General features: G+C 71.3%; 30 protein-coding genes and 1 pseudogene. 17 read left to right on the top strand and 14 right to left on the bottom strand.

Features of this window, described 5'->3' with window-relative positions; genetic code table 11:
- Window positions 1-8: 8 nt before the first annotated feature.
- A complete protein-coding gene (locus AC0693_RS32200) occupies window positions 9-959 on the top strand; it encodes a helix-turn-helix domain-containing protein (RefSeq protein ID WP_478803742.1) in 951 nt (316 codons plus the stop codon).
- 304 nt (window positions 960-1,263) lie between these two features.
- Window positions 1,264-2,148 (top strand): DnaB-like helicase C-terminal domain-containing protein, encoded by an 885-nt coding sequence (locus AC0693_RS32195; RefSeq protein ID WP_478803741.1) that lies wholly within the window; start codon window positions 1,264-1,266, stop codon window positions 2,146-2,148.
- Between the two features lie 159 nt (window positions 2,149-2,307).
- Here the strand turns inward: AC0693_RS32195 and AC0693_RS32190 are convergent, their stop codons facing one another.
- The 13 genes from AC0693_RS32190 to AC0693_RS32130 form a co-directional block, all read right to left on the bottom strand.
- The gene (locus AC0693_RS32190; RefSeq protein WP_478803740.1) at window positions 2,308-3,042 is read right to left on the bottom strand and encodes a hypothetical protein; all 735 of its coding nucleotides are present in this window, start codon (window positions 3,040-3,042) and stop codon (window positions 2,308-2,310) included.
- A gap of 35 nt (window positions 3,043-3,077) precedes the next feature.
- On the bottom strand, window positions 3,078-5,483 hold the full coding sequence (locus tag AC0693_RS32185) for a Mucin-19 (RefSeq protein ID WP_478803739.1): 2,406 nt from the start codon (window positions 5,481-5,483) through the stop codon (window positions 3,078-3,080).
- Window positions 5,484-5,486: 3 nt separating this feature from the next.
- The gene (locus tag AC0693_RS32180) at window positions 5,487-6,062 is read right to left on the bottom strand and encodes a hypothetical protein (RefSeq protein WP_478803738.1); all 576 of its coding nucleotides are present in this window, start codon (window positions 6,060-6,062) and stop codon (window positions 5,487-5,489) included.
- 382 nt (window positions 6,063-6,444) lie between these two features.
- Window positions 6,445-6,777, bottom strand: a complete 333-nt coding sequence (locus tag AC0693_RS32175; protein WP_478803737.1) for a hypothetical protein — start codon at window positions 6,775-6,777, stop codon at window positions 6,445-6,447.
- 1,701 nt (window positions 6,778-8,478) lie between these two features.
- The gene (locus tag AC0693_RS32170) at window positions 8,479-8,721 is read right to left on the bottom strand and encodes a hypothetical protein (protein ID WP_478803736.1); all 243 of its coding nucleotides are present in this window, start codon (window positions 8,719-8,721) and stop codon (window positions 8,479-8,481) included.
- A 124-nt stretch (window positions 8,722-8,845) separates the two neighbouring features.
- Entirely contained in the window at window positions 8,846-9,730 is an 885-nt protein-coding gene (locus tag AC0693_RS32165; protein WP_478803735.1) for a DUF6292 family protein, read from the bottom strand.
- Between the two features lie 230 nt (window positions 9,731-9,960).
- Complete coding sequence (locus AC0693_RS32160; RefSeq protein ID WP_478803734.1) at window positions 9,961-10,368, bottom strand: hypothetical protein; 408 nt, start codon at window positions 10,366-10,368, stop codon at window positions 9,961-9,963.
- A gap of 39 nt (window positions 10,369-10,407) precedes the next feature.
- A complete protein-coding gene (locus AC0693_RS32155) occupies window positions 10,408-10,893 on the bottom strand; it encodes a hypothetical protein (protein ID WP_478803733.1) in 486 nt (161 codons plus the stop codon).
- A gap of 65 nt (window positions 10,894-10,958) precedes the next feature.
- Window positions 10,959-11,567 carry a hypothetical protein gene (locus AC0693_RS32150; RefSeq protein ID WP_478803732.1) on the bottom strand — a complete coding sequence of 203 codons (609 nt, stop codon included), beginning with the start codon at window positions 11,565-11,567 and terminating at the stop codon, window positions 10,959-10,961.
- A gap of 113 nt (window positions 11,568-11,680) precedes the next feature.
- Window positions 11,681-12,394, bottom strand: a complete 714-nt coding sequence (locus tag AC0693_RS32145) for a hypothetical protein (protein WP_478803731.1) — start codon at window positions 12,392-12,394, stop codon at window positions 11,681-11,683.
- A gap of 113 nt (window positions 12,395-12,507) precedes the next feature.
- A complete protein-coding gene (locus tag AC0693_RS32140; protein ID WP_478803730.1) occupies window positions 12,508-12,660 on the bottom strand; it encodes a hypothetical protein in 153 nt (50 codons plus the stop codon).
- 437 nt (window positions 12,661-13,097) lie between these two features.
- Window positions 13,098-13,451 (bottom strand): hypothetical protein, encoded by a 354-nt coding sequence (locus AC0693_RS32135; protein WP_478803729.1) that lies wholly within the window; start codon window positions 13,449-13,451, stop codon window positions 13,098-13,100.
- 98 nt (window positions 13,452-13,549) lie between these two features.
- Window positions 13,550-13,906, bottom strand: a complete 357-nt coding sequence (locus AC0693_RS32130) for a hypothetical protein (RefSeq protein WP_478803728.1) — start codon at window positions 13,904-13,906, stop codon at window positions 13,550-13,552.
- Between the two features lie 518 nt (window positions 13,907-14,424).
- On the opposite strand from AC0693_RS32130, the gene AC0693_RS32125 reads away from it, so the two are divergent.
- The 12 genes and pseudogenes from AC0693_RS32125 to AC0693_RS32070 all read left to right on the top strand — a co-directional run bounded on the left by AC0693_RS32125 (window position 14,425) and on the right by AC0693_RS32070 (window position 23,182).
- Complete coding sequence (locus tag AC0693_RS32125; protein ID WP_478803727.1) at window positions 14,425-14,763, top strand: hypothetical protein; 339 nt, start codon at window positions 14,425-14,427, stop codon at window positions 14,761-14,763.
- A gap of 100 nt (window positions 14,764-14,863) precedes the next feature.
- Window positions 14,864-15,184: a hypothetical protein gene (locus AC0693_RS32120; RefSeq protein WP_478803726.1), complete on the top strand. Its 321-nt coding sequence runs from the start codon at window positions 14,864-14,866 to the stop codon at window positions 15,182-15,184.
- A 132-nt stretch (window positions 15,185-15,316) separates the two neighbouring features.
- A complete protein-coding gene (locus AC0693_RS32115; RefSeq protein WP_478803725.1) occupies window positions 15,317-16,018 on the top strand; it encodes a hypothetical protein in 702 nt (233 codons plus the stop codon).
- A 576-nt stretch (window positions 16,019-16,594) separates the two neighbouring features.
- Window positions 16,595-16,951 carry a DUF3846 domain-containing protein gene (locus AC0693_RS32110; protein ID WP_478803724.1) on the top strand — a complete coding sequence of 119 codons (357 nt, stop codon included), beginning with the start codon at window positions 16,595-16,597 and terminating at the stop codon, window positions 16,949-16,951.
- Between the two features lie 92 nt (window positions 16,952-17,043).
- Window positions 17,044-17,400, top strand: coding sequence for a hypothetical protein (locus AC0693_RS32105; protein ID WP_478803723.1), 357 nt, complete (start codon window positions 17,044-17,046; stop codon window positions 17,398-17,400).
- Window positions 17,401-17,586: 186 nt separating this feature from the next.
- On the top strand, window positions 17,587-17,976 hold the full coding sequence (locus AC0693_RS32100; RefSeq protein ID WP_478803722.1) for a hypothetical protein: 390 nt from the start codon (window positions 17,587-17,589) through the stop codon (window positions 17,974-17,976).
- A gap of 129 nt (window positions 17,977-18,105) precedes the next feature.
- Window positions 18,106-18,849, top strand: coding sequence for a hypothetical protein (locus AC0693_RS32095; RefSeq protein WP_478803721.1), 744 nt, complete (start codon window positions 18,106-18,108; stop codon window positions 18,847-18,849).
- 550 nt (window positions 18,850-19,399) lie between these two features.
- A pseudogene (locus tag AC0693_RS32090) lies at window positions 19,400-19,741 on the top strand (HU family DNA-binding protein); the annotation flags it as partial.
- An 83-nt stretch (window positions 19,742-19,824) separates the two neighbouring features.
- A protein-coding gene (locus AC0693_RS32085; RefSeq protein WP_478803720.1) for an IS5 family transposase occupies window positions 19,825-20,747 on the top strand; the annotation gives its coding sequence in 2 pieces (ribosomal slippage) (window positions 19,825-20,184 and window positions 20,187-20,747; 921 coding nt in all).
- A gap of 176 nt (window positions 20,748-20,923) precedes the next feature.
- On the top strand, window positions 20,924-21,628 hold the full coding sequence (locus tag AC0693_RS32080) for a PP2C family protein-serine/threonine phosphatase (RefSeq protein ID WP_478803719.1): 705 nt from the start codon (window positions 20,924-20,926) through the stop codon (window positions 21,626-21,628).
- A gap of 672 nt (window positions 21,629-22,300) precedes the next feature.
- Window positions 22,301-22,558 carry a DUF3263 domain-containing protein gene (locus AC0693_RS32075; RefSeq protein WP_478803718.1) on the top strand — a complete coding sequence of 86 codons (258 nt, stop codon included), beginning with the start codon at window positions 22,301-22,303 and terminating at the stop codon, window positions 22,556-22,558.
- A 303-nt stretch (window positions 22,559-22,861) separates the two neighbouring features.
- A complete protein-coding gene (locus AC0693_RS32070) occupies window positions 22,862-23,182 on the top strand; it encodes a hypothetical protein (protein ID WP_478803717.1) in 321 nt (106 codons plus the stop codon).
- A gap of 74 nt (window positions 23,183-23,256) precedes the next feature.
- Here AC0693_RS32070 and AC0693_RS32065 read toward each other — a convergent pair whose 3' ends face one another.
- Window positions 23,257-23,766, bottom strand: a complete 510-nt coding sequence (locus AC0693_RS32065; protein WP_478803716.1) for a hypothetical protein — start codon at window positions 23,764-23,766, stop codon at window positions 23,257-23,259.
- 187 nt (window positions 23,767-23,953) lie between these two features.
- Here AC0693_RS32065 and AC0693_RS32060 point away from each other — a divergent pair, with 187 nt between their 5' ends.
- The 3 genes from AC0693_RS32060 (at window position 23,954) to AC0693_RS32050 (ending at window position 25,927) form a co-directional block, all read left to right on the top strand.
- Window positions 23,954-24,178: a hypothetical protein gene (locus AC0693_RS32060; protein ID WP_478803715.1), complete on the top strand. Its 225-nt coding sequence runs from the start codon at window positions 23,954-23,956 to the stop codon at window positions 24,176-24,178.
- Between the two features lie 464 nt (window positions 24,179-24,642).
- The gene (locus tag AC0693_RS32055) at window positions 24,643-25,065 is read left to right on the top strand and encodes a hypothetical protein (RefSeq protein WP_478803714.1); all 423 of its coding nucleotides are present in this window, start codon (window positions 24,643-24,645) and stop codon (window positions 25,063-25,065) included.
- A gap of 166 nt (window positions 25,066-25,231) precedes the next feature.
- Window positions 25,232-25,927 (top strand): hypothetical protein, encoded by a 696-nt coding sequence (locus AC0693_RS32050; protein WP_478803713.1) that lies wholly within the window; start codon window positions 25,232-25,234, stop codon window positions 25,925-25,927.
- The last annotated feature ends 79 nt before the right edge of the window (window positions 25,928-26,006 follow it).

Raw genomic sequence — 26,006 nt, 5'->3', positions numbered from 1 at the left:
GGGCGGCTGTGAACCGTCTTGTCCTGCGCCCGTACGCGGGCCTGGCCGAGCACATGGTGCGGCTGCGCCTCACCGCGGGCCTGACCCAGGAGCAGCTGGGGCGCCTGCCAGGGCTGTCCCGCAGCACGGTCCAGCGCGCCGAGTCCGGAACCGGCGCGCCGTCCCGCGAAGTCCTGCGCACGGCCATCGGCTTCTGCAACGGCACCGAGGAGGACCAGCGCGTCGCCGTGGAGCTGCGCGCCCGCGGCCGGACCCTGCAGCGAGGCCGGAAGGGCGCCCGGGGCGCCCCCCACCGGCTCGCCATGCGCGACCGCCCCGACCTCCAGGCCGTCCTCGCCGCCGACTTCGAGAAAGCCGGGGCGACGCTGCGCGACTTCGACCGCCACGTCCCGGGCGGGGATCCGATCCCCCTTGGGACCGCCTGGCGCATCTCCCACCGCCTCGCGCTCCCGGCCACCGCCGGACAGCTCGAGACCTGGATGGAGGTCTGCCGCATCCACCCGCGGGACCGGCAGATCTACCGGGACACCTACGCGAGCGTCACCACCGGCCGGATCCCGCGCCGCATCCCCGCCCGCACCCGCGTGCACCGGGAACTGCCTACCGGCGAAGCCCCCAGGTGGCAGGGCATCGCCGAGTCGGTGCGCCCGGGAGAACCGCAGCTGCTGACCGACCAGCGCCCCCAGCTGGTCCAGATGCTGCAGGCCCTCGTGTTCACGGAGGCAGCACGCAACGGGCTCCATGTCGAGGTCTCCTCCTGGCCCAAGGGGGGTGGTCCTGACCAGAGCTTCCGAGAACTCGGCATCGACGCGGTCATCCCCGGCAAGGACGGCACCCTGCTCGTGTTCCAGTGCAAGCGGTACGGCGGACCCGAGGCCCCGCCGAGCGCCGTGAAGGCCGGCCGCCGGCCCGGCCGGCCCCCGACCATGCCCCTGCTGTCGGCTGCGATCCCGGCGTAGCCCCTGCGGGCCGCACGCGTCAGTCGGCCGAGACCGGGCGGCGGCGTCAGACCCGGCGCCGCCGCCGCTGTACCGCGGGCGGTCGCTCCCGCTGGACTTCTCCATGGTCCGGCGGGAGTGAGCCCGTCGGTGCGGCTATCGTCTGGTGGTGCTGACACGCAGCGCAGACCGGGCGGCCGCTCCCACGCAGCGCCGCCCTGCAGGTCGAAGGCTCGCCGGACGGGATACCGGCACCCGGGACACCGGGCGAGGGCCACGCGGGATGCGACGCCGCCCTTCCAGCTACGGCGCGCAGCGTGGGTACGTGCCGGAGAGCGACACCGTCATGGGCCGGAAGAAGACCAGCAACGACCTCGCCGCCCGGGCCCGCCGGCTCGCCGCCCAGGCCAACATCCCTTACACCGCGGCCCTGGCCTCCCTGCGCACCCCGCGCGCCGCCCGTCCGCCGGTCCAACCTCCCCAGCCGGCGGCGACGGTGGGGCATGGCCCTCTGGCTGGACTGCTGGGCCCGCTGCGGCCGGGCACGCTGACCGTCCTGGCCGGCAGGACCATGTCGGGGACCACAGCGCTGGCTCTGGGAGTGGCCCGCCACAACCTGGCCGGCGGCCTGCCGGTGGTCCTGGCCGAGCTGCAGTCGAGCCCGAGGGCGACTCACCGGATGCTGCTGGCGGCGGAGTCCGGGCAGGACCTCGATCGCACCGCGGCCCAGCCGCCCGACCGGGCCCGTCTCGCCGAGGCCGCAGACCGGACGGGCCGGTGGCCACTGCGCCTGATCCGGCCCGGACACGACGCTTTCTCCCAGCTCGGCGCCGCCGCGCGTGGCATCGGTGCCCGGCTGATCGTCATTGACGACCTCGGGCTCGCCGGCGACCCCGGTCAAGACCTCTCCCCCGACTCGGCCGCCACCCGGGCCGCCTCCCTCGCCGCCGGCCTGGACATCCCGGTCGTCGCCACCACGCACCTCGACCCCTACCCGGGTGACGTCCCTCGTCCCGCCGACCTGTGCTACCCGCGGATCCTCGAGCACGCCGAGCACTTGGTCCTCCTGAACCGGCCTGCTCTCCACTCCCCGGCCGCTGGCCGGCCCGACCTCGTCACCTGCCACGTCACCGGACGCGCGGGCGCCGAACTGGGCCGGGTCAGCCTCCGCTTCGAGCCCGAGTTCCACCGCATGACCGCCCGCGGTTGATCGCCGGGGACCGGCGCCCGGAGCGCCCGGGCACCGCGTCGATCCCGCGCGAACGACGGAGAAGGCTGAGCCGGGGCTGGGAAGGGAGTCCCAGGGCGGCCTGCCGGCGTTCGTGCGCTGCGAGGAACGGCACACGGGCCCGCTCGGATGGGCCAGGTGTCAGTTCCGGCGTTTCCAGCCGCGGAGTTCGAGGTGGGAGATCTTGACGCCTTCGGCGAGGCGGCCGGTTTCGACCATCCAGCCGGTGAGGGCGGCGGTGACGTCGCCTCCGCTGGCGGTGACGCGGTCCTGGAACTCGCGGGCGTCGAAGCCGGCGGCGCCGTTGCCGTAGCTGCGTTCCTCGGTTCCGTCGGGGCGCTCCACAATGTGGTGGGCGCGGCCGGTGGGGTACTCGCGGTCGGAGGGCATGAGGAAGCGGCCTTTGGAGGCGCGGACGGTGAAGGCGACGACACCGTCGGGTTCCGCGGCGGCGGCGTCGACGATCGGTTTGAGGCGGGAGGCGCCGGAGGCGATGTGCTGCTTGCCGGCCCGGGCGATACCGGAGGTCCATTCTTCGCCCGGTGCGGCGTGCTGGGCGGCGTCCTTTCCCCGGACCCGGGCGATGCGGCCGGTCTTGGTGCGGCGCCGGGTCACGTACTGGGCGGCCAGGGATTTCAGGGAGGCAGTGTCGCGGGGGCCGCCGGCCTGGACCTCCTGGACCACCGCGCGCAGCGCCTGGGTGTAGGAGGCGCCGGAGCCGGGGCCGCGGGTGTAGAAGTGGCTGACGATCGCGGAGTTGCGGCCGAGGATCTCGGCGACCTGGCGCTTGCTGAAGCCCTCGCCGAGGAGGGCGTTGGTCAGGCGGGCGGCTTCGCTGGGGGGCGGCGCGTTCTTGCGGCGCCTGCGCGGGGGCATGGGCGGGAGTCCTCCTCGTCGTGTCGGGTGGGCGGTCAGCGGAGTTGGCCCTGTTCCTGCTGCTCCTGGAGCATGGCGCGGCCCAGGGACTGCAGGGTGGAGAACTCGGCTTCGTCGGTGGGCGCCGGCACCGGGTACGGCAGGACGCCCTTGAGGCGGTAGTCACCGCTCTCTCCGTTGTAGGGCCAGTCGGCCGTGGCTGTGGTGTAGATGGCGTCGGTGCGGAACGCGACGACGCTGCCGGCGGGCAGGTGGAGGGCGCCCACATGCGTGGTGGTTCCGTCGGCGGCCTTGGCGCGGGTGGAGAGCAGGGCGGCGCGGGCCGCGGACCACACGCCGGTGCACCACTCGGGATGGGCGTTCTCGTTGCGGCTCATCCGGGTCCGCTCCCAGGTGATCGTCTCGCCGTCCATCGACAGGATGCGGCCCCCCGGAGGGATCTGGTCCTGGCGGCCGGCGGGCACGGTGCCGGTGGTCGTGGTCGGGCGCTGCGCGAAGGAGCCGATGCCGTACAGCAGGATGCTGCGCACCGCGCGGGAGGCGAGCTTGTAGGACTGGCGCAGCTCGTCGCTGCCGGCCAGGGCGGCCGCGGCCTCCAGGGCTCCCCAGATCGTCTTCAGTTTCTCCGACCAGTCCTTCAGCGGGGTACCGGCTTCCCACAGCAGCCCGTCGAGGATCTCGACCTTCCAGGGCACGAGGGGGTTGCGGAGCGCGAGGTTGACCTCGGCGCCGCCGCACCAGGTGGTGAAGGTACGGCCGGCTTCGTGGGGGTAGGACCAGGCCTTCTCGCCCTCGATGGCGAAGGGCAGGATGCCCACGTGGTTCCAGCCGTCGGGGATGGTGACCTTGACCTGCCAGTGGCCGGGAGCGAACAGGGCGTTGGACTGTTCCTTGGCGCTGAAGGAGGCGAAGGCACGGGCGGTGACGCGCTGGGGGGCGCCGACGCCGGAGGTCCAGGTGTGCTTGCCGTAGGCCAGGGTGCGGTCGAACTCGTGGAGCTGGGGCAGCTGGGCGGGTACGCGGGGCGGGGTGATGAGTTCGGTGCGGCCCTGGCCGGAGGTGGCGTGGAGGAGCTGGCGGATCTCGTCCGACATGACGGGGTAGCCGTCGATCCAGCGGGCGCCGGCCTTGGTGGGGATGGTGCGGGTCCAAAGGTCGCGGCCGGTCTGGCTGGGTGAGCCCATCAGGACGACGTCGGGCCACTCCTTCTTCAGGCCCTCCCACAGGAGGGTGAAGGCGTGGCGGACGACGGCGACGTCGGCGCCGTCGGGGTCGAACCACTCGGCGACGTTGCGGATCTGGATGTGGCTGTTGCCGCGCTGCCAGCGGCCGACGGGGTTGCGTTCGTGGATGAAGTGGCCGGCCATGGAGTCCTTGCCGCGGCGGGTCTCAACCGTCCAGCCGCTGGGCATGGGGGCATCGAGCCAGGCGCGTACGGCGTCGCGGAGGTAGGGGTAGCGGGCGGCGTCGCGGTGCCAGGGGTCGCCGGCGGTGAGGTAGATGCACTCGACGGTGTCGGGGACGTGGGCGAACACGGCGGTGAGGATCTCATCCGCGCTGCGGTGGCCGAGGTCCAGGCGTACCCGCTGCCCGCGGTGGATCAGGTCGCCGGTGGTGGCGTCGAGGAACACCATCGGGCGGACCTGCTGCGGGTACTTCGGGCGGGTGGAGCGGAGGTTGTCGGCGGCGACGGTGAACCAGCGGTCGCCGTCGGCGCCGGCCGGGATGGTGGGCAGCTCCCGCCCGGCGGGAGCCGCAGGGGAGGCGGCCGGGGGGCCCGGGGGTGTCGCCGGGCTGGCAGCCGGTACGGGCGCAGCCGGCGGTTCCTGCGCAGCGGCCGGCTCCACGGCGGCGGGGGTGTTCCGGGGCGCGGTGCCGTCTTCCTCCGTCACCGGGACAGCGGCCGGCTCGGACACGGGAGCCAGGGTCGGCCCGGACACCGAGGCGGCGGCCGGGGTCTTGTCCGGGGCTGGCGCGGCGGGGGCGCCGGCCTCCGGCGGGGCAGCTGCGGCCGGTACGGGCGCGGGAACGAGGGCCGGTACGGGCGTCGGGGCAGCGGCGGGCTGGGCCGTGTCCGGGGCTGGCATGGCGGGGGTGGGCGCCGGTGCGGCGGACGGCTGGTGTGCGGCGTGCGGGGTCAGGGCGGGGGCCGGGGCGCCGGGCAGCGCCGGACCCGCGGCGGTGGCCTTCGGCGCCGCGGGTCCGGGCTGGGTGGCGGCCGGCTCCGGGGCGAGGTGGGGGGCGAGGTCGGTGATGTTCTTGACCGACAGGCCGGCGGCGGGCGCGATCCGGTCGGCCTGGGCCTTCTCGTAGGTGGCGACGGCCTTGATCTGGCGCTCGCGGCGGGCGTGGAGCTTGGCCAGGGCGCTCTCGGCCTTCTTGATCTCATCCCGCAGGCCGCGCAGCTGGGCCAGGCCCTCGTTGAACTTCTGGGCGTCCATGGGTCAGTTGCTCCTGTCGTGGGGCGCGCGGGTCTGGACGGTCACGCTGTACTCCGGGGGGACGGAGACGGTGAGGTGGCCGGCGGCGCTCAGCGTGATAACGGCCTGCCCGACCACGGTGTGGCGGGTGGGAGGTTGGCCGGCGGGGGACTGCTCGCCCTCGAGGAGGTCCTTGAGGGCGAGGACCTTCACGGGCGTGCCCTCGCCCGTTTTCCAGGTCGGCGCCGGCGCGCTCAGCTGGGCGGCGTAGCGGATGGAGGGCGCGCCGTGGAAGACGATGCGGCGGCGGGGTTCGTCGTCGGTCCAGTGCCAGCGGTCGCCGCGGCTGTCGGGCAGGACGTCGTAGACGGCCATGGTCTCGCCGAGCCGGCAGGCGACGATGACCGCGATCCGGTCCGGGTCGAAGTGCCGCAGGGTGGTAGATCGGCCCTTCCACGGCGACCAGGCGCCGAGGACCACCTCGTCCTCGGTGGCGCTGCCGTCCTCGACGGTGGGCCAGCGGCGGCCGACGTTGACGGCCAGGACCTGGTCCGCCTCCAGGAGCTCTACGGGCGGCACGTCCGTCACGTCTGGGTTCATGCGCCCACCCTAGAACACTTCGCAATGCTGCCGCAGGAGCATCGCGAAGTATTCATGTCAGGGGGTGCGAGCGGAAGCTGCAACAGCTCACAACACCCTCACAGCAACCCGCCCTACCTGGGAAAACAGCCCTACAACCTCACAGCCTCACAACCCGCCTCACAGCCTGGCGGGCTCCGCGAGCAAGAGCCCCTCTGCCGCTCTCCCGGTCGCGGGACCGCGCCGCGGGAAGGACGGCGCCGCCAACGCCCCGAACTGCTCGCGGTGTTCGGCAACGGATGTCAGTCGGCCGCGGGCTCCACGTCCGGGCACAGTGCCCGGTCCACGCGTCACCCCGCGGCTGAACACGGCGCCCCGCCCCGACGCCGGGAGCAGCCACCGGCTACAGGGTGATGGCCAGCAGGATCACGGCCATCGGCGGGATCAGCGCGGCACGCCCAGCCCACCGGCGCGCCCTGGCCAGGACCGGGCGGCCGGGGAACAGCCGGGAGACCACCACGAGCAGCGGGGTGGCTGTCCAGGACGCCCACCAGAAGGCCATGATGACCGCCACGGTCTGGGGGTGGGCGTCCGTGGCCATCGGGGCGAGCGCTCCGAAGAGGAAGGCCACGGGAATCAGGAGCACCGTCCAGGCCGTCATCCACATCGACACCCCGTCGGGGCCCGAGTTCTCGGCGGGGCTGGCGGCAGTCGGGGCTGGGATCGCTTCACGCATGGGCACAGCCAAGCAGTTCCGGCTGCCGGCTGGCCTGCGCGGGTGTACTCAGGGCACCTCGCTCCAGGTACTCATCGTGCCCGGGCGGCCAGCGCCGGGTTCCCGGTGCCGGCCGGTGCGCGCCGTCTCGCACCGCGCTCGGGCCGCCCTCCCCCCAGCAGCAGTCACAGGGGGTGCGAACGTGCCTGAGCATCACGACCCTGCAGTCCCGCAACAGCTCACAACACCCTCACAGCACCCGGCCCCACCTGGGAAAACAGCCCAACAACCTCACAACCTCACAGCCAGGCTGACAGTGAGCCGGCGCAGCCACCGGGTCTGCCGGGCCCGGGTCATGCGGGGCACGGCGCCGCCCGGGCCTTCCGGCTGCTCGCGCTGTCACCCGCGCCGGCTCCAGGGGCCCGATGCCGGCGGCTCCTCGCATCCCGGGCTCACGCCTGGCCTCTGCCGCAGGCGAGAAACCTCCCTGGCCCAAGGTGGCCCGCGCCGGCCTTTCCGCCCCAGACTCCGTGCGAACAAGGGGTCGGCCCAGCAGCCCGTGAAGTTCCCCGTCGCAGGCCTTCGATGCGCGGCGTGTACCGCAACAGCTCATAACACCCTCACAGCAACCGGCCCCACCTGGGAAACAGCCGGGCAGGCACACAGCCTCACAGGCCGGCCACGCGCGCAACAGCCGGTCGCGGAAGCAGGGGGCGCACCTCCCGGGCCGCGGGCCGGCCCCCGAAGCCGCAGCGGCCGTGGGACCGGCCATCGCCGCTACCACGCAGAGCACTGGAGCTCTGCTCGTCAGGAGGCTCGATCGCCACCGCGCGGTCCTGTGACCACCGTCGGCCTCACGTTCGGACCCCGCACCGAATCGGACTCCGCGGAGAACACCGAAACCGGCGCAACCGCGAACGCCCCGGCGGCATCGGCTGAAGCTGGCACCCCGCCGCAACTGCGACGCCGGCGCAACGCCGCTCGGCCGCAACAGGCGCAACAGGCGCAACAGGTTCGCCTGCAACAGCCCGGGCCGGGCACGCCGCAACCGCAACGGGGTACCGGCGCAACCGGCGCAACGCCCCCACAGACGCAACACCCGCATCCGCAACAGCTCGCAACACCCTCACAGCACCCCCCTTCACCTGGGAAAACAGGGGAGAAGCCTCACCCCCTCACAGGTTCTTCCCCAGAGGCACAGCCGGTGCATCCCGACAGTCCGCCGCAGTGACCGTCATGCGCCGGCCACCCCAGCGACAACGCCCACTCCGGCCGCCGAGGACGCGCAACAGGCCCCTCTCCCAGCAGCGCGCAACAGGCAACTCCCCCACCTGGGTCCCGCACCGCGGACGAACAACAGGTCTCCCAACGCAACGCCGACGGCCGCGTACCCACAGGCCGGGCTCCGGCGGCCGCCCCGACGATGCCCGGCGCCGGCACGAGGACCCCGCCCCGCGGCCTCCCACAACAAGAACGGCCGGTCCCTCCAGTCCCTCCCCGGCCCCACGGCCAGCCCGCCCGCGTGCCGGAGAGCGGAGGCAGCCGGTGAGGCGTGACCCTGCCCGTACGGACGCCCTCGGCGTCGGACCAGCCGGGTCTCACGCAGGCCCGCTTCAGCTCACAACACCCTCACAGCACCCGGCCCCAGCTGGGAAAACAGCCCAACAACCACACAGCCTCACAGCCCGGGCCGAAGGGAGGGCGGCGCCGGCCGTCGGTCAGTCACCGGGGACACGTCGGGCGCACGGCCCGGGAGGACCACCACACCTCTCGGTCCATCGGGTTGTCGGGGCCGGGCCGTCGGCTGAAGTCGCGGGTGGCCCTCACGCGGTACTCGTAGCTGCTGTCCGGGTACGGGCCGCCGGTCTCGAGTACCTCGGCGGTTCCCTCGGGTGTGGTCGAACTGGTCGCCCACTGCTGGCCGATGTGGGTGACGCGGGTGCCGGGGGGCAGCGAGTGGGTCACAGGGTCTCCTTCGGGTCGGTGCCGGGCGCCGTCGTACGGCGAAGTCACCGATGCTGGTGAACGGCCCGGACGCGGTGTCCGGGACAAGGGGGCAGGGTGGCCGCGAGGTGCCGTCGGCTGGTGGTCAACCGGAGCTCCCGGGCGCCGTTCCTCGGGCCGCGGAGAGCGCCGAGGTCCAGGCGGGGTGGGTGAGGTAGGCGGCCAGGGAGCGTTCGAAGGCCGGGTCGGGGTCGTCGGCGCCAAGGTCGTACGGGCGGGAGTCGGGGGCGTAGTCGGCCGGCGGGTGCCAGTCGGGTCCGGGTAGTGGGAGGACAGGGTCGCGGCGCAGGTGGGTACGGACGGCTTCGGCCACCTGCTCCGGCAGGTCCAGCGGGCCGGCGCCCAGCGGCTCGGGGTGGTTGTTGGACCCGTCGGGGCGCACCGCGGCGTACTGCCAGGCGCCCTCGTCGTCCCACAGGATCAGCAGCTGCTCGCCTTCGTCGGGGTCCGCCGCGGGGGCCAGGGTGAGGGTGATGACGATCTGGCGTGGCTCTCCGCCGTCGGACCAGGAGTCGGTGACGGGCAGTCCAGCGCGTTCCAGGGCGTCGGTGACAGCTGTGGCGTACGCGTCGTGGATGGTGTGGTGGCCGCGGCCGGCCCGAACGTAGATCTCCTCGGTGAGGCGGTGGCGCTCGGCCAGCCGCTGGCCGGGGGTGGTTCGGCGCACGGGGACGGTGAGGCGGTCGGGGAGTTCGCCGGCCGGGAGCGGTCCGGTGGCCTGGCGGCCGATCGCGTCGAGGACGCGGTCGAGTTCGGTGTCCCGGTCGCGGTAGTCGAGGTCGGCGGTGCGAGCGCGCTCCCCGGGCACGAGGACACTCCAGCCGGGGTAGTGGGGGCGCCGGCGCTCCAGGACCACCGCAGGGGTCGGGGTGCTCCCGCCGCGGGAGAGGGTCAGAGCCTGGTGGTAGCCGATGCCCAGTTCGGCCTGCAGGGCGCGGGCGCGTTGCTTGTGGGCGTTGTGCTTGGTCACGATCGTCTCCCGTACGGCCGGGGTTCCCACGCCACCCGGCACCGGGGGTGGACCGTGCAGAGGGTGGGGCGCGCCGGATCCCGTGGAACCTTCTCCCAGCGGCTGCCGGCGTGGGCGGCAGTCGGACGGATGGGCGTTCGGCTCGCCCTGGATGTGCACGGTAGCGGGCGGCACCGACACGGCCGGCCGGAACGCCGGTCGCGCCGGCCCCGGGACGCTCGGGCGGCAGCTCAGGGTGTGGCGTGCGGCGGGGCGGTGCCCAGGTAGTCGCGGAGCCATGTGGTGACCGCGCGGGCGCACAGGGCCGCGTCGGCGGCGGCGTCCAGCGGTGTCGGCGATCCGTCGAAGATGGTGGCAACGTACTCGCCGTCGGCGCCGTGCAGGTGCGCGGACCAGCGCTCGTGGTGCTCGGTGGCGGGCCGGTCGGCCCGCTCGCCGGCGTACATCAGGACGTGCGGGACACCGTAGGGAGCGTCCTCGTCGTCCGGGTCTTCCGGGGCGACGGCCGTGATCAGGTAGCTCGCTCCCCTGTCGCCACCCGGGAAGGCGGGGTGGCCGAGGGCGGCCAGCTCGGCGCGCAGCAGGTCGCCCTCGGTCGGGGCGGGGGATGCCTGCGTAGACAGATTGCCGGTGGGCATGATCGTGCTCCTTCGAAGCGGATGAGGTGGCGAATCGGACTACGTGCTGGGTCTGAGCCGGCGCGCGTAGAACTGCCAGGCGCTCAGGAGTCGGGGGTGGTAGGGCACCGCGGCGTCCGGGTGCCGGTGCGTGATGTGGGCCGCAGCCTCCGCGTGGGCTTCTTCGACGCTTCGGGTGACACCGGACCGCCTGCACGAGTGGTCCATCGTCTTTCCCGGCTGCCGATGCAGCGGGGCGCCGATGACGTACACGCCGCAGTGCCAGCCCCACGGGTAAACCCGGTTGAACCGGTGCCGGTAGACGACCGCGACCGGCCCGGCAGCACCTTTCATCGTCAGCCACGCGTGGATCAGGTCACTGCTCCCTGAGTCGAGGACGGCCGGGGTGACCTGCACCCAGGAAAGCGCCAGCGGTGGGCATGCCTGCGCAAGGAGCGGGGAGTGGGCACTCACCGGTTTCGGCTCGGGGAACTCGGGCCAGTCGGCCGGTGCGTCCAGCGGTCGGGGGATGAGCAGCGTGCTCACGTTGTTGTGCTCCTTGCCAGTTGGGGCGAAGTCGGCGATAGGGCTCGGCGGGGGCAGGCGTGGCCTCAGGACCCCAGCGCATCCAGGACGCCGTGCAGCTGCTGCCGGGTCTCACGCAGTGCCTGTTGGGACGTGCCGGCCTCATGGAGGTCGGTGGCCGCGGTACGGCCTTCCTGGAGGGCGAGGTCGAGGTTGGAGAGGCAGGCCGAGAGGGCGCCCATTTCGTAAGCGAGGCCGTGGGGGGTGACGGGGCGGGCTCCGAGAACGAACACGGCACGGCCCTGTCCGTCGTAGGGGGCGGCGGCCAGGTCCCGCACGGTGGCGTAGTCGTCGGAGGTGCACCACTGGAAGAGGCGGGTGCGAAGGAATGCGTGCAGGGCGACGTCCATGCGCAGTGCGTGGGGGTTGGCCCGGTCGGCGTCGCCGGCGGCCTCGACGATGTGGGTGAGGGGGCGCAGGCGGGTCCATCCCGAGTTGGTCTCGGTGGTGTCCACGCCGTGGGCCTCAGCGTTGCGCAGCCGGGCACAGGTCCGCGGCCGCGCGCCCGGGCGATAGGTCTCTTCCTGCTCGATCGCTTCGACCAGCCAGACGGGCTCGTGTCCCGCCTGGTAGGAGCCGATGTCGGACCGGTCGACGATGAGCAGGCCGGCGGTGATCGTGTGGCCGTAGGGCATGACGGGCTCCAGTGCAGGAACGGATGGTGGGGGAAAGCGGGTCGGCCTCGGGCGGCCGGATGCCGCGGTGGCCCGGGCGGGGGTGGTCCCGAACCCGTCGAACGGCCGGGCGCTCAGGGGGCGTCCGGGGCGACGCGGTCCGGGGAGCGGGTGGCCTGCGGGGGATCTGGCACGGGGGTGTGGGCCAGGCGCACCGCTTCGGGGATGGCGTCTGCGGACGTGGTCTGCTGCGCGACGGTGTAGCGGCCGCCGATCCAGCCCGCCCATTGGTCGTTCGTCTCAGGTCTTTCCGGCCGGTGGTGGTAGCCCTCGGCCTCGCCGTCCTGCCAGGACGCCAGTTCGTAGAGCCGGGTCGTCACCGACCAGCTCCCGTTCGGGTTGCGGGCCCGCCATCCGAACTTCTCGTGAAAGCGGGTGACGGTGGTGGCGTGCTCCAGGCAGACCCGGTTGGCAGGGGCCGCCGCCGGCCGCAGGTCGTCATCGTCGTCGGCGCATGCGCAGTCGTACTCGGGTTCCTTGAGGGTGAGCCGGGCGATGTCGTCGGTGATGCGCTTGAGGGAGGCGCGGTCGGTCGACAGGTCCGGCCGGTAGGTGCCGTCGCGCCAGATCAGGGACCAGCTGAGCTCTCCCTCCTCGGCGGTGTCCGCCTGGATGTCGGCGGTGAAGTCTCCGTCCTCGTCCCAGCCGTGCTCAACGTCCCAGCCTTTGCCCGCGGCGAGGCCGATGAGTTTCGTTGCCCGGGCGGGCACAGTGCGCTCCTTGACCGCCGTCACGGCGGCCGGTCGGCCGGCGACGATGACGGTGCCGGTGGTGCGGGCGGGCGGCATGGCGGCTCCTCTCGGGTGTCGGGGATCCCGGCCGCTCCGGGCGTGCGCGGCCGGGTGCCGCGGGCGCACCGGACGGGGCGAGGTCCGGTCGCGGCTGGGGGACGGCGGCCGGTTCAGGGCCGCGCGGGCTCGGCGGGGTTGAGCTCGGCAAGAAGGGCGCGCAGGTGGCCCCAGGTGAGGCCGGTACGGACGCCCTGGCCGTAGACACCGCTGGTGGCGGTGATCGCGAACTCGTTGTCCGGCTCTCCGGCGTGGGCGGCCAGCACCTGCTCAAGAGCCTCTACGTGCGTGGCGGGCGGGTTGGGTAGGCCTGGAGATGACGGGTGAGGCTGTTCACGGCGGGGCCCCTTCGGGAGACAGTGGGTGGCGGCTGCGGAACGAACCGCAGTGCGGCAGGGGCTGCCCCCCTCACAAACATCATCTTACGCATGGATGAGTGGACATGGAATAGCCGGACGGTATTTTAATGAATGTCTTCAGGTGGTGCGCCCCACCGAACCCGGGGCCGGCGGGTCAGCGGCGTCACATCAACACGGTCGCCGAGACGGCCGCCGGCGCTTTTGGGCGCGCGGGGCCGCGGTGGGTGCGTGATGCCCCAACCAGGTCCCACGGTTCGAAGCGCCGGCGGACTCCTCCCGCCGCTCAACCGCTCGGCGGGGATCAGGCCGGCCCGCACGATACGGCGGCCCCGGCGCGTCGGGGGTTACTCGCCGGGGTGCGCTTGCGCCGCGTCGGCGAAGGCGGTGACTGCTTCGGCCGTGGCGGCACGGGCGTGCCTGATCCGCTGGATGTCCGCCGGGTGGGCGTTGCGAACGGCCCCGACGCTCGCGAGGGCGGCGATCAGGGCCCAGTAGGCGGTGTTCCAGACGTCGAGCGTCCCGGCGGTTTCGCCGGCGTCGGTCGCGGCGTAGATACCGGCGCGGGAGAGCACCTCCGCCAGGGCGCCGGAGTTGTTCGGGTCGCCCGGCTCGGCGCCGAACGCGGCGGCGGCGGAGCGGAGCTTGGATGTCAGGATGTCGGCGGTGTTGCCTCCGACGACCAGTTCACGCAGGTTCACCAAGGGCCCTTCGGGTTCGGTGCGCGGCGGCCGGTGGCCGCCGGCGATGAGGTTGGTCTTCGCCGGCCCGGGGCCTGGCCGGCCCCGGGCGGGGCGTCTCAGCTTTCGTCGGCCTCGGCGGTGCGGATGGCGTCGGCGACGTCGGCCGCGACGGCGTCCAGGCCGTGCGCGGCAGTGAGCTCCGTGAGGTAGGCGAGCGGGTACGGCCTGTCGTCCTGGACGTACAGGTCCCCGTGGTTGTTGCCCCCGCTGTTGTCCACGCCCACGAGGTAGTTCCTGCCGGAGGGCGCGGCGATAACGCCGGTCACGCCCCAGAAGCCGGACGCGGCGCTCCAGCCGTCTCCCAGGAGGCTCCGGGCGGCGCGGGCGATGTCGGAGACCGCGAAGACGTATTCGGTGCCGGGGGCGCCCTCGTACTCGTGGGCGATGGTCGATTCCTGCGGGGTGATGGGCACGGGGCGCCTTTCGCCAGTTCGGTCCGGTGGTCGCTCCTGGCCGGGAGCAGGCCGTACGGGGCGCAGCTGCGCCTCGCACGGCGGGGCTGGAGAGCTTCGACCGCCCCGCACAACACCCATGATACGCATGGATGAGTGGACATGGAATAGCAGTCCGGTACTTTAATGAATGTCTCCGTACGGCGGGCGGCCGCCGGGGCGGGCACACAACCCGCCGAGCACCGACCCCCGAAGCGGTGCGCGCGAGGGCGAACGCAGGCCGGGGCCAGGTCAACCGACAGCGGACGGGGAGCCGCATCCCACGGCGGGCGTGCGAGGCGGCGCGGCCGACTCGCACCCAGGGGCGGCAATCGGCCGACCTCGGGACCGCACGCCAGGGAGCCCGGAATCCCAACGCCAGAAGACACGCATGGATGAGTGGACACGACTCGAATCGTGCGGTACCTTAATGACTGTCGCCACGCGGTCGGGATCTCCGGCCGGCTCCAACCACTCCCCCTCTCCAAAGGAGTTCCACCATGGCCGGAATCTGGGTCCTCACCAACGCGGTCGACATGCAGCTCTACTGCGGCGACATCGTGCGCCTCCAGCCGCGCCACGACGGCGAGAGCGACGAGGTCCGCTCGGGCCACCGGTGGGCCGACGGCATGCCGGAGATCCTGGAGCGCTGGCACATCGAGGACATCCGCAACGGGTGGATCACCCTGCACCAGGCGCGCCTCGACGGCATCTGGCGCGAGACCGGGGTGGTCAAGAAGGTCCGCCGCAACCGGCGGGCGCTCTTCATGATGTGCCTCGCCCCGGGCGACGAGTACGACGCCGCCCGACTGCCGGAATGGGCGCGGGCCGCCGCGTAGCACCCCCCGCCCCGCCCGCGGCGCCGCGCGCCCGGGCGGGGCCACTGCGCGAACCGAAACCCGCACGCGCCCCGGCGGCGCGCCACCCCGAGGAGAGCCCATGAGCAGCAAGAGCGCGCGCCAGGAGGCCGCAGAGCGAGTGAAGGCCGGCTTCGCCGACGAGGTGCGCAGCGCCCTGGAAACGCACGCCTTCCGGCGCCTGGACGACGTCGTCGAGGTCCACTTCCGGCACACCGCCCGCACGCGCGGCTTCGGACAGCGGGCCAGCTGCGTGACCGAGGACAGCGTCTTCTGGCGCGACCTGCCCGAGCTCGACGACAGCCTGGACGTCCTCGCCGCGCATCTGCGCCCGCTCGCCGGCGAAGTCCTGCGGGTCGACATGGCGACGGGCGTCACCGAGATGCTCGGCGGCGCACAGTAGTTCGCATGGATGAGTGGACACGACAAAGAGAGTCGGGTACCTTAATGAATGTCGGGAGGGCGCAGCACCCCCGGCCCCCGCCCCGGGCAACGAGTACGACGACGCCCGCCCGCCGAACGACGGAGAATCTCGATGACCGCCACCATGACCCAGGCCCCCCGCACCCGCATCACGGACGAGAAGCGCGAGCCCGGCAACCGGGCGATGAAGAAGGTCTGGATCCTGGAGAACCTGATCTTCCACGCGCGCACCGGCACGGAGGAGCGCGACGCCGCCGTGCGCATGCTGGACCGCGCCATCGCCGCCGCACAGAAGAACGGCCAGGTCATCAAGAAGGGCAGCGACAGCGACACCTCCACTTGGCACGGCTACCGCCTCCCCGAGGTTCGCTACGGCGCGAAGTACGAGGAGGTCAAGAACCTGTCCACCACGGAGATCGCGAAGCGCATCCGCGCGGACATCAAGCTCGCACGCAAGGTCGAGGCGAAGCTGGGCACCGCGACCGGCTCCGAGATCGCCATCACCGACTCGCTCGGCGCGCTCGCCACCATGCCCAAGCAGATCAAGGTATCCGTCCGCAGCGAGTACTTCGCCGGTGGCAGCGCGATCCGTGTGAACGTCTACAACCTCCCGGAGAAGGGATGGGGCTACATCCAGGAGACGGACATGTGGGGGCAGCCGCGGTGGGTACCCGGGCAGGAGTTGCAGTCGATCCTGAGGGCCCTCAAGGAGATCCACAGCGCCTACAACTTCGACGGGTCGGACTCGATGGTCGACTACTTCCACGTCAACTACTACGGCCAGGTGGAAGTCGACTGGCGCGAGCGCCCCTGACCGCCGCTCTGCTGCACCCCAGCAGCCGCCCCCGCCCAACAGGCCCGCCCCCACACTGCCACTGGCCGGGGGCCGGCCTCCCCCGTTCCGACCCTGCGCCCGCCCGACCGTCCCAGCCCCGGCCCCCGCACGGCTCCCCCTCTCGTGCGCTGCGAGCGACCGGCCACCGGCCGGGCCAACAAAGACGCGACCCTTCCCGCCCCGCGCGCCACAAGACCGCCGAGCGGGTGCAGGAAGGCTTCCGCCACGAGGTGCACGCCGCGCCGCGCTCCCGGAAGTGCAGTTCCGACACCCACGACGCGCGCATGTTGGCGTCCCGGCGGGCTGCATCTTCCAGCGGGAATTGCCCGCCTCGACGAGAGCCTGGACGTCCTCGCCGCGCATCTGCGCCCGCTCGCCGGCGAAGTCCTGCGGGTCGACATGGCGAGGGGCGTCACCGAGATGCTCGGCGGCGCACAGCAATTCGCATGGATGAGTGGACACGACAGAGATAGTCGGGTACCTTAATGAATGTCGGGGCGGGGTGATCCGCCCCCCCGCCCCGGCACCCCAACCCACCCCACATCGGAGGACAACATGAACGACGAAACCGGCGCCCTCCTCCTCACCGCAGACGCCCGCATTGAGGTCATCTCCCTGCCCGCCAGCAACAGCCTCGCCACGATGCGCACCGCTCTCGGCTGCGGCATGCTCGACGTTCTGCGGCTCAGCGACCATCTCGACATGTGGTTCGACGACGAGTACCTCTACAATCACGCGGGCCAGCCCAACACCCTGGCCACTGAGATCGCCCGGCGTTTCCAGCCCGGCGCCAGCACGATCCTCGGCCCCGTCCTGCTCACCGGGATTGACCAGTCCACCGGCGAGACTCTGCCGCTCACCGTCGACCGGCTGCGCATGCTCCTCTCCGCTGTCCTCGGCTCCGTGGGCTGAAACCCGACACCCGGCGCCCGTGATCCCCACGGGCGCCGCCCCTGTCGCCCCAGCCGGAGCACCGACCCTCCCCACGAATTGGAGACACACCCATGCCGACCGCCTTCAACCGCATGTGGGACACCCGGGCCGTCATCCTCAAGAAACTCGTCGAGCACGGCGCCTACCCCACGACGGAGGCCGCCGAGCGGCCGGTGCAGGCCCTCACGGATGCGATGTCCGCCCACAACGGGGAGCACCACGCCCTGGTCGTGGCCAACGCTGCCGCCACAGCGCGGATGTTCGGCGACGAGCACCTGGTCCCGGGTTTGATCACCGCGCTCGCCTACATTCTCGGCGCCCCGCAGGACCTTCACCGCGCCAAGCAGTTCATCCGCCGTGCGCACCCCAACTTTGACCGGGCCCCCATCTGCGGCGCCTGCGGGGTCCGCCGGGCCCAGACCCCGTAAGGGGCGCAGGCGACACGGGTCCGCTGGACCGTACAGTCTCGTGGCGGCCCGGCCGCTCCCTCGCCGAGCTCCCGTTCTGGCCCGCGGAGCCAGCCAGGCCCCGGGTGGGGCGTTTTGCGGCTCATGGCCATAGGTTGTGCTGCCTGACTCCGGCCGTACGCCGGGCACCCCTGAGCGGAGGATCCAATGGCCATGCCGTGTCGCTGGCGTTTGCGGGGCTATGCCTCTGACGGCTACTCCGGTGCGGAAGCTCGGTCGCTGCTCGTACACAGTCTGGACTGGGCAAGCCAGGAGACGTGGTTCGAGGATGACCAGAGCCGCCTCCTGCATGTGGTTACCAACGGCGAGCGCGCGATGGTTGCTCTGGTGGACGGCGCAGGTAGCCCCGGCGAGCACCTCGTCGATCCGCGCGGCGAGGGCGTCTCTGGTGGATATCTGCTGTCCGACGGACAGATCGAGACGTACTCCGACAGGGAAACCGTCCTCTTCCCCGTCGCCTGCCAGGCTGTGGCGCACTTCCTCGATCACGACCTCTGGCCCCATGACGTGGTGGTGGAGGGAGAGGGCTGTCCCTGAGCCGGCACTGGCGCCAAGGAGATCAGGCGGGCGAGGCCGCGGCGGTCCGCCGGTCAAGCCGTCGTGGGTTCCCTTATCCACAGGCAACGCGATCTAGCCTCCCGTCATTGCCCATCGAGGAGAGCAACTATGACGATGCAGCCCGAGCCGCAGACCGCTTCCCGCCTGGCCGGCCAGCCCGCACCACGCCCGGTCCAGCCACCGGAGCCGTCCGGGCAGCCCACCCGGGGCGACGCCTCCGACCCCCTGTGTGGGGTGTACCTCCGGCTCGTGGCGGTCGAGTCCATACCGCCTGAGGTCCTTCGGCACTTCAGCTACCTGCGCCCCATCGCGACTGACTTGCTGGAGGGCATCGCGCTGGACACCCCGGACAACATCCGGCTCCTGAGCGATGAGGACGTCGCTCAGGTCGGCTGGAACACGCTCTACGCAGCCGCGCGCGCCAACCTGCTCGCGGACCCGGTCAACTACGACACCGTGGAGCGCCCCGGCGGCGCCGTCCTTCATCTGCTCGGCAGTCCGTCGTCGATGTTCGCGGCCAGTAAGGCGCTCGTCTTCGACGAGGCCGTGCGCGCTGCGGGCGGCCCCGAGATTCCTGAGGAGGGTGCACTGCTCACCGTCGCGAACCGGCACAACCTCGTCTTCTACCCCCTGGCCGACCAGCACGTGGGCGAAGCCGTCAACGACCTCGCGCAGTTCGGCCTCGGCGCCTACGAGGACGGTCCTGGCCGAATCTCCCCGCGGGTCTTCTGGTGGCGTGGCGGGACCTTGACCTCGATCTCGGTCTTCGACGAGGCGAGCAAGACAATGAGAATTGCACCGCCTGAGGAGCTCATGACCACCTTCCGGCGGCTGGCTGGTGCAGTCGGCTAGCAAGGCTCCATCCGGGGCGGCCCGACGCATTCCGCGTCGGGCCGGCCCTGGTTTCGTCCGAAGCAGGTTCCACGAACTGATCAACGGCCGTCCAGTCGCGCTCGACGCTCTGGAGGCTGCGAGCCGAACGCCGGAACGAACCCGGGGAAGCCACACCCTAGTTACGCATGGATGAGTGGACATGGTATCAGTTCTCGCGTACTATAGTTCATGTCGGAGGGGGTAACGCCTCCGACCCCCAATCAAGTCCAGGCGCCTGATCATCGTCCTGGGCCCAAGGGCGGGTAGCTCCTGCCTGGAACCGGAGTGTGATGGGAGCACGCCTCCGTCGAGGAGGAGGAGCGGGATCGAAACCCGCCGGTTCATTCGATTTCCCCTGAACGGCGGGCCTCTGAGCCCGTAGTCATCAGAACCCCGAGGTGGCCGCCAGGGCTGGAGCGCCCCTCCGCCACGTGTCTGGCCGCTGCCCCGCGCTGCGGAGGGCGCGCCCATCGCGCGCCCTCCGGTGCCCCACCCTTATCCCCGTCTTTCTGCACTCAGGAGTCACAACATGAACAAGGCCCAGCTCGTGGAAGCGATCGCGGACAAGCTCGGCGGCCGCCAGCAGGCGGCTGACGCCGTCGACGCCGTTCTGGATGCGATCGTCCGTGCGACTGTCAAGGGTGATCGGGTCTCGGTCACCGGGTTCGGCTCGTTCGAGAAGGTAGAGCGTCCGGCCCGCTACGCCCGGAACCCCCAGACCGGTGAGCGGGTCCGGGTCAAGAAGACCTCCGTGCCGCGCTTCCGCGCGGGCCAGGGGTTCAAGGACCTGGTCAGCGGTACGAAGAAACTGCCCAAGGGCGGAGAGGTGTCCGTGAAGAAGGCGCCCAAGGGCAGCCTCACCGGCGCCGCCCCCAAGGGCAAGAACGCCTAGGCAGTGTCTGATGGCTCTTGCCCGGATGGTGGATCTACTCCCGTTCCGGGCAAGAGTCGGCCATGGTGCGTCGGCATGAACTGACGAATGCTCAGTGGGATTGCATAGCCCCGCTGCTGCCGGAGACCGGCGCCCCAGGCGGTCGGTGGGCCGATCACCGGACCGTGGTCAACGGAGTGCTCTACCGGACCCGGACCGGGATTCCATGGCGTGACCTGCCCGAACGCTACGGATCCTGGCAGACCGTCTACGAACGCCACCGCCGCTGGTCGGCCGACGGGACCTGGTCGAAGATCCTGCGAGCATTGCAGGCCGGTGCCGACTCCACCGCCCCGGACGCGGACGGCGCGTGGGCGGTCAACATCGACTCCACCACCTGCCGAGCCCACCAGCACGCCGCCGGAGCCCCGCATGCAGCCCCGGCCGACCACCCCGAAAAGGGGGCGGCACACGTGAGGACCCAGAGGGCCGCGAGGCCCTGGGACGCTCCCGGGGCGGACTGACCAGCAAGGTCCACCTGCTGGCGGATGACCGTTGCCGACCGCTGGTATGGCTGACCTCGCCCGGCCAGCGCGGGGACAGCCCGATGCTCATCCCGCTCATGCAGGCCCTGAACGTGGCCCGCACCGGAGCCGGTCGCCCGCGAACACGGCCGGACCGGGCCCGTGGTGACAAGGCCTACTCCAGCCGAGCCAACCGCGCCTACCTGCGTAAACGTGGGATCAAGGCAACGATCGCCCAGCCGGACGACCAGCGTGCGAAGCGCCGTAAACGCGGCCGAGCCGGCGGCCGCCCGCCAGCGTTCGACCGCGAGCAATACCGCCAGCGCAACACCGTCGAACGGTGCATCGGGAAGCTGAAACAGCACAGGGCAGTTGCAACCCGGTACGACAAACGCGACTACATCTTCAACGGCACACTGGCCACCGCAGCCATCGTGATCTGGCTCCGCGACCTCATCAAAGAGCCATCAGACACTGCCTAGTCCTGACTTCCGGCGTGGGGCGGGACCTACTGGTTCCGCCCACGTCACTTACAAGCCCAGGCCGTCTCGTCCCCAGGCAACAACCGGAGGTCCACAGGCCCCGGTAGATGGCCGGCACGCCCCCTCCCGAGCACCCTGTTCCTGGTGAGGGTCCTACCAGCTGAAGGAGCTCCACCATGACCCTCTATGCCTCTGCCCAGCGAATCGGAGGACGTTCTCACCAGTGCGACGCGACCTCCGTTGCCACGGTCGGCGAGGCGCGGGCATACGTACTTCTCGACGGCATCGGCTCCGACGACACCGTTCGGGCATGGACGCGGGCAGCATCCCGTCGTCTGGCCCATGCCGCAGCTGCCCTGCAGGACGCCGAATCCGGGCTGCGCGCCCTTCACGCCCGCTACGCCGCCGAACCCGCCCGCAACCATGCGTGGGAAGAGCTGCCGCTGGCCGCGGCAGTCGTCGCCGTAGCTGTGCCGGGCAAAGACCTGACCGTCGCCTGGTCCGGGGATTCACGTGCCTACCTTCTCCACAACGGAGGACTGGAGCGCCTGACCGAGGATCACAACGAGCGCCGCGTCTACCCCGCGTGGGGCAACCGGAATGTGGTCACCTCCTGTCTCGGAGCCACGCAGACCGACGAGGAAACCCAGCGGCATTACCGGCACCCCGTCATCGAGAGCGTCAGCCGGCGCGCCGAAGGCCGTCTGCTGCTCGCCTCCGACGGAGCGTACGAGCCTCTGGAGGACTCGGGCCGGGACCTGGCCATGCACCTCTGCGGCACGCCTCGTGAAGCTGCCCTCGGCTTCGTCCAAGCCGCTATCGGACACGCCGGAGCCCACGTGGACAACGCCACGGTCCTCATCGTGGACCTCACCGCGTAGCCCACTTCGGCTCTTCGACCAGCACCACCGACGGTGCCGGGTCGCGCCGCCCTCCCACACCGGTTCGAGCACGGAGGCCGCCGGCTCGAGCTTCCGGATTCCCGTCTCCCGGAACGTTGGGGCCAGGGTCGGTGATGGGGGGCGGAGTAGATGTACGCGGCGTCCGGTTCGCCTTCACCTGGCTGAACGAGGTACCCGTGCTTTCGTGAGCCCGGCGGGGTCGACGATGAAGGGGTAAGCGTCGATTACCGCGAGTACCAGCCCTTCCTCTGGCGCCACCTGCCCTGTCCTCTACGGTCGTTGACCGTCGCATACGCCGAGCGGAGGCCCCGATGGAGCCGCGCAGCCAGGTCAGCATGGACGCGAGATGAGCGTGGCCGCCGCCGTGGAAGCCCTCCTGTTCTCGGACCCTGCCCGGTCCGGGGGAGTTCCGCGACGAGCTTTGCAGGGTGCTGATCCGTGCAGGACGCGCCTGCTACGTCGCGCCGCTCCGACCCGGCGCGCCATCCCGTAGCGCCTGAATCGGCGGCTACCGCAGCCCCCTCACCGTCAGCATTCGCGCATGGATAAGTGGACACGAGTTGAAAATTACGGTATCTTAATAGATGTCGCGAAGGGATGGCGTCAGGACGCGGCACACGACGTGGGCAGCAGCCCGGTGAAGGAGACCCCATGAGCACCCAGCCCCGCACCGAGGCCCCGGCCGACTCACTCTCCCCTCTGGAGAGGGCGATGCTCGCGGTCGAGTCGCGCACCTGGCAGCACCCCGGCCCCAAGGAGCGAGTGATCCGCGAGCGCCTCGGGCTCAACCCCGTTTCCTACTACCAGCACCTCAATCAGCTCATCGACCGTGCAGCCGCCCTGGAGGCAGCACCTGGGACGGTCAACCGGCTCCGGCGCATCCGCGAAGTTCGGCGCAACAACCGGTAGGGGCCGGGGGCCGACCTCGCGTCGGCCCCAGCTCCCCCTCACATCGGGGACGACGTCAACCCTCACCGCCGGAGAGCGACTGCGCACCTTCGTCCTCGAGCAGCTGACCACCGCTGCGCGCGGCCGCCCCGCGAACACGCGCGCCACGCCCAGCGGCAAGAACCGGCCCCCAGGGCCGCCATCCGAGGCCGCCTCTCGCCCTGCCACGGCGACGGCGGGAAGCCCGCGACCGCGAGGCCACCGCCGGCGCATAGGGGGCCGGCCACCCTCCCCCCATCCGCATCGACCCAAGGAGACAGTCATATGGCGCGCAACATCGGCGCGGGCCCGTCTGGGGACTACTTCCGCACCGCAGTAACTGTCAGATACACGGACGCGTCCGAACTTGAAGCCGACCTCCAGCGGTACCGGCGAACCAACGAGGTCGCCCGCGACTTCATGACGCTCACCTGGTTCGAGGGCCCCTACAGCAGCCCGGGGAGAGCCTGGGCGAGAGTCACCATCTGGGAGAAGGAGTACGCAGGCCGGAACTCGGGCGCGACGGTCACCTGCGAGCCGCAGAGCTGCAAACCCGACTGGAAGGCCTTGCCGCCGCGCACGGGGGGCACCGACGGAACTTGCTGAGCTGCGTTGTTCCAATGCTCAGTGGAGATCGCTTCCCAACCGCTCCGTCCCGTCCCCCCGCCGGGGCGATTCGCCTACGCGTGTTTGTTGAGCGCATCACAGATCTCCTGACCGGTGATGCGGCCTGAGTCGTAGAGGATCTGAGCTGCCTCCACGATCCCGCGCCAGTACCGGACCATCAACTCACGGCTGTCGTCGCACGCTTTGCGGATCGACGACTCATCTGCCGTGAGCTGTTCCATAGCCGCGAAGTCGTGGCATGCGCCGCTTCGCGCGGCGCGGCTGCGCTCCGGGGTCCACAGTTCCATCTCCCGCAGCCACTGTTCCTGGGCCAGGAGGCCGCCGTGCAGAAAGATGAGTTGAGTGCGCTGGGCAGTGTGGTCAGGCACCCAGGAGATGTCCGTGAAGGCATCCGTCGCCGCATCAGGTGCGATCGTGAGTTCGCAGGAACTGACGGAGCAGTTGCCTGTGGCCAAGCCTGTGGCCGCGTGCCCTACCTCATGGACCGCGGTATAGAGGCGGTACTGACGGTCGGTGAACGCCAAGGCCTCGCCGATCGTCTGTTGACGTCCCCCTGAGGTCATAGTTCGCATTGTCGCTCACCCGCGCAATGAGCGTCTGTCGTTCCGTCGGTACGCAGAGTCAGTTTCATCGGCGCCCAAAGGGGGCGCTGCATGGGTCCGCATGGATAGGTGGACGCGAACCCGAATCTCAGGTATCTTAATACATGTCGGCGCGATCGTGCCGGATACCCTCACGGTCGGAGTCGCCATGCTCACCAACACCGCCCTCCTCGTGCGCACCTTCGAGGTCCGGCTGCTCGACCCGAACGGCTACAGCGTCATCGCGGAGCACCGCGTACCAGAGCCCGAGGTCGAGGCTCTCCGCAACCTGTACCTGAGCCGCGACGCGGTCGAGCACGCGGCCGAGTGGGCCGACATCGGCTACCGCCTCATCGACTACCGCGTTCGGGTGTTCGAGGTCACCGGCCGCTGAAACGGGTGCGGCGCCCGCTCACCAGCGGGCGCCGCATCTCCGCCCCAAACCCCCACCAGGACAGTCGCCATGAGGACCCATCAGCAGGCACGGCACGACGCGGCCCGGCTCGCAGACACGATCTGGCGGGACCTCCTGCCACATGACGACACCCGAACGGACCGGACCTTCTCCCGTCACCGTGTGGAACAGTTCCCGGCCGCACAGTCCCGTCCCCGGGTCCTCACCACCGCCGAGGATGTCGCACCAGGGGATCTCCTGCTGGCCGTAGACCTACCGCGCCGCAAGTCCACGACCCACGCCTGGACGCACAGCGTGCGCGAGGCGATGCAGTCCCGGCGAGCCTCGGTCGTCCTGGTGCAGGCGGTGACCAGGTCCCGGATCCTCGCATCCCCGGTCCCCGCGCCCCCCCACGCCGGGGGTCGACCTCTGTCAGTTCGGAACCCCGGCCGTGGGCAGAGCCGGTGGGGTTCCGGCCTGGCGCCGCAGCCCGGTTCCTCGCCCGCCTGGGGACCGCCGAGGAGTTCCGCGTTCAGATCAGAGCGCACCTCCTGTTCAGCGCGTGGGAGACGGCATTCGCCTCCGCCGAGAAGGACGAGCGGCTCGCCCGCGAGGCGCAGCGCCTGGCAGCCGATGAGCACCGCGTGACGCTTGAGCGCCTGGACCAGCTCGCCGAGGCGTTCAACAGCATCGTGGCTACGCCGGACGACCCGCTGGTGCTGGTGAACTCGTCCACTGGCGAGGTGACGCTCTCGGCGCCGTGGCTCGCCAAGTCAGGACGCCTCGGCATTTGCCTGATCGGCCTGCGCGCGACCCACCACGTCAGCGCGGAGGAGCGCGGCCGGGCCGTGGAGTTGCCCCAGGCCCTCGGCGCGCCGGCGCTCTGACTCCACATCGATCGGCCCGGAATCGGAATGAGACACGAGGTGCCCACCTGAACCGGTACATCACCGCCGGGAGCCGGCCACTGCTGGCCGCCCGGCAGCCCGACCTATCACGTATCTTAATGAATGATGACTCTTCGGGGGTGGTCCCCGAGATTGGAGCCCCCCGATGGAAGACGACAGCAAGCAGCCGCATGACGGCACCCAGACGGACCTGGAACAGGTGAGGGCAGCGTTCGAGGCCCTCCCCGCGAAGGTGACGATCGCGGACATCGCCGCGGCGACCGGCCGCACCGAGTACGGCGTACGAAACTGGGTGAACCAGAAAAGGGACCCTTTTCCCGCGCCGACACCCGACTCCGGAAGGACGCACTACCGCGACCGCGACGCAGTCCTGGCGTGGTACGAGAAGCAGCCGTTCGCGACCGAGGCGGGCCGGCAGGGGCCGGGGCGCACCCGGCACACGGTCAGCACGGCGGTGCCCGTGGCGCCACGCATGACGCGCAAGCAGCTGGCCGACACCCTGGGCGTGATCGTGGAGGCCATCGCGGGGCACATCAGGAAGCACCCGCCGGGCTCCGAAACCCCCTTCCCGTCCCCGGGTTCGGATGGCCTGCTGGATTGGGAGGAAGTCAAGGCGTGGTTCCTGCAGCGTGCCTCCGCCCCCCGTAAGGCGCCGGTCCTCTCCCAGCGCGACGAGAACGGGCTGACCCCTCGTGAGCGGGAGGTGCTGGCGCTGGTCTCGTCCGCCGAGGCCGAGGGCAAGGAAGTGACCTCCCAGTGGCTGGCCGGCGAGCTCGACGTGGTCCCCGACTCCGCCGCGCGTCTCCTGCGTGCGGTCGCACGCTTCCGCACGGCTGGTTGAGAGAGCTACACCAGGCCCGTTGATCATCATGGATAAGTGGACATGATTCTTTTGTTCGGGTAGCCTTTGAGGTGTCGGG

Source organism: Streptomyces sp. NPDC043876, assembly GCF_056435825.1.
The sequence above is the reverse complement of the archived record's forward strand: the minus strand, read 5'-3'. Positions and strand labels throughout refer to the sequence as shown.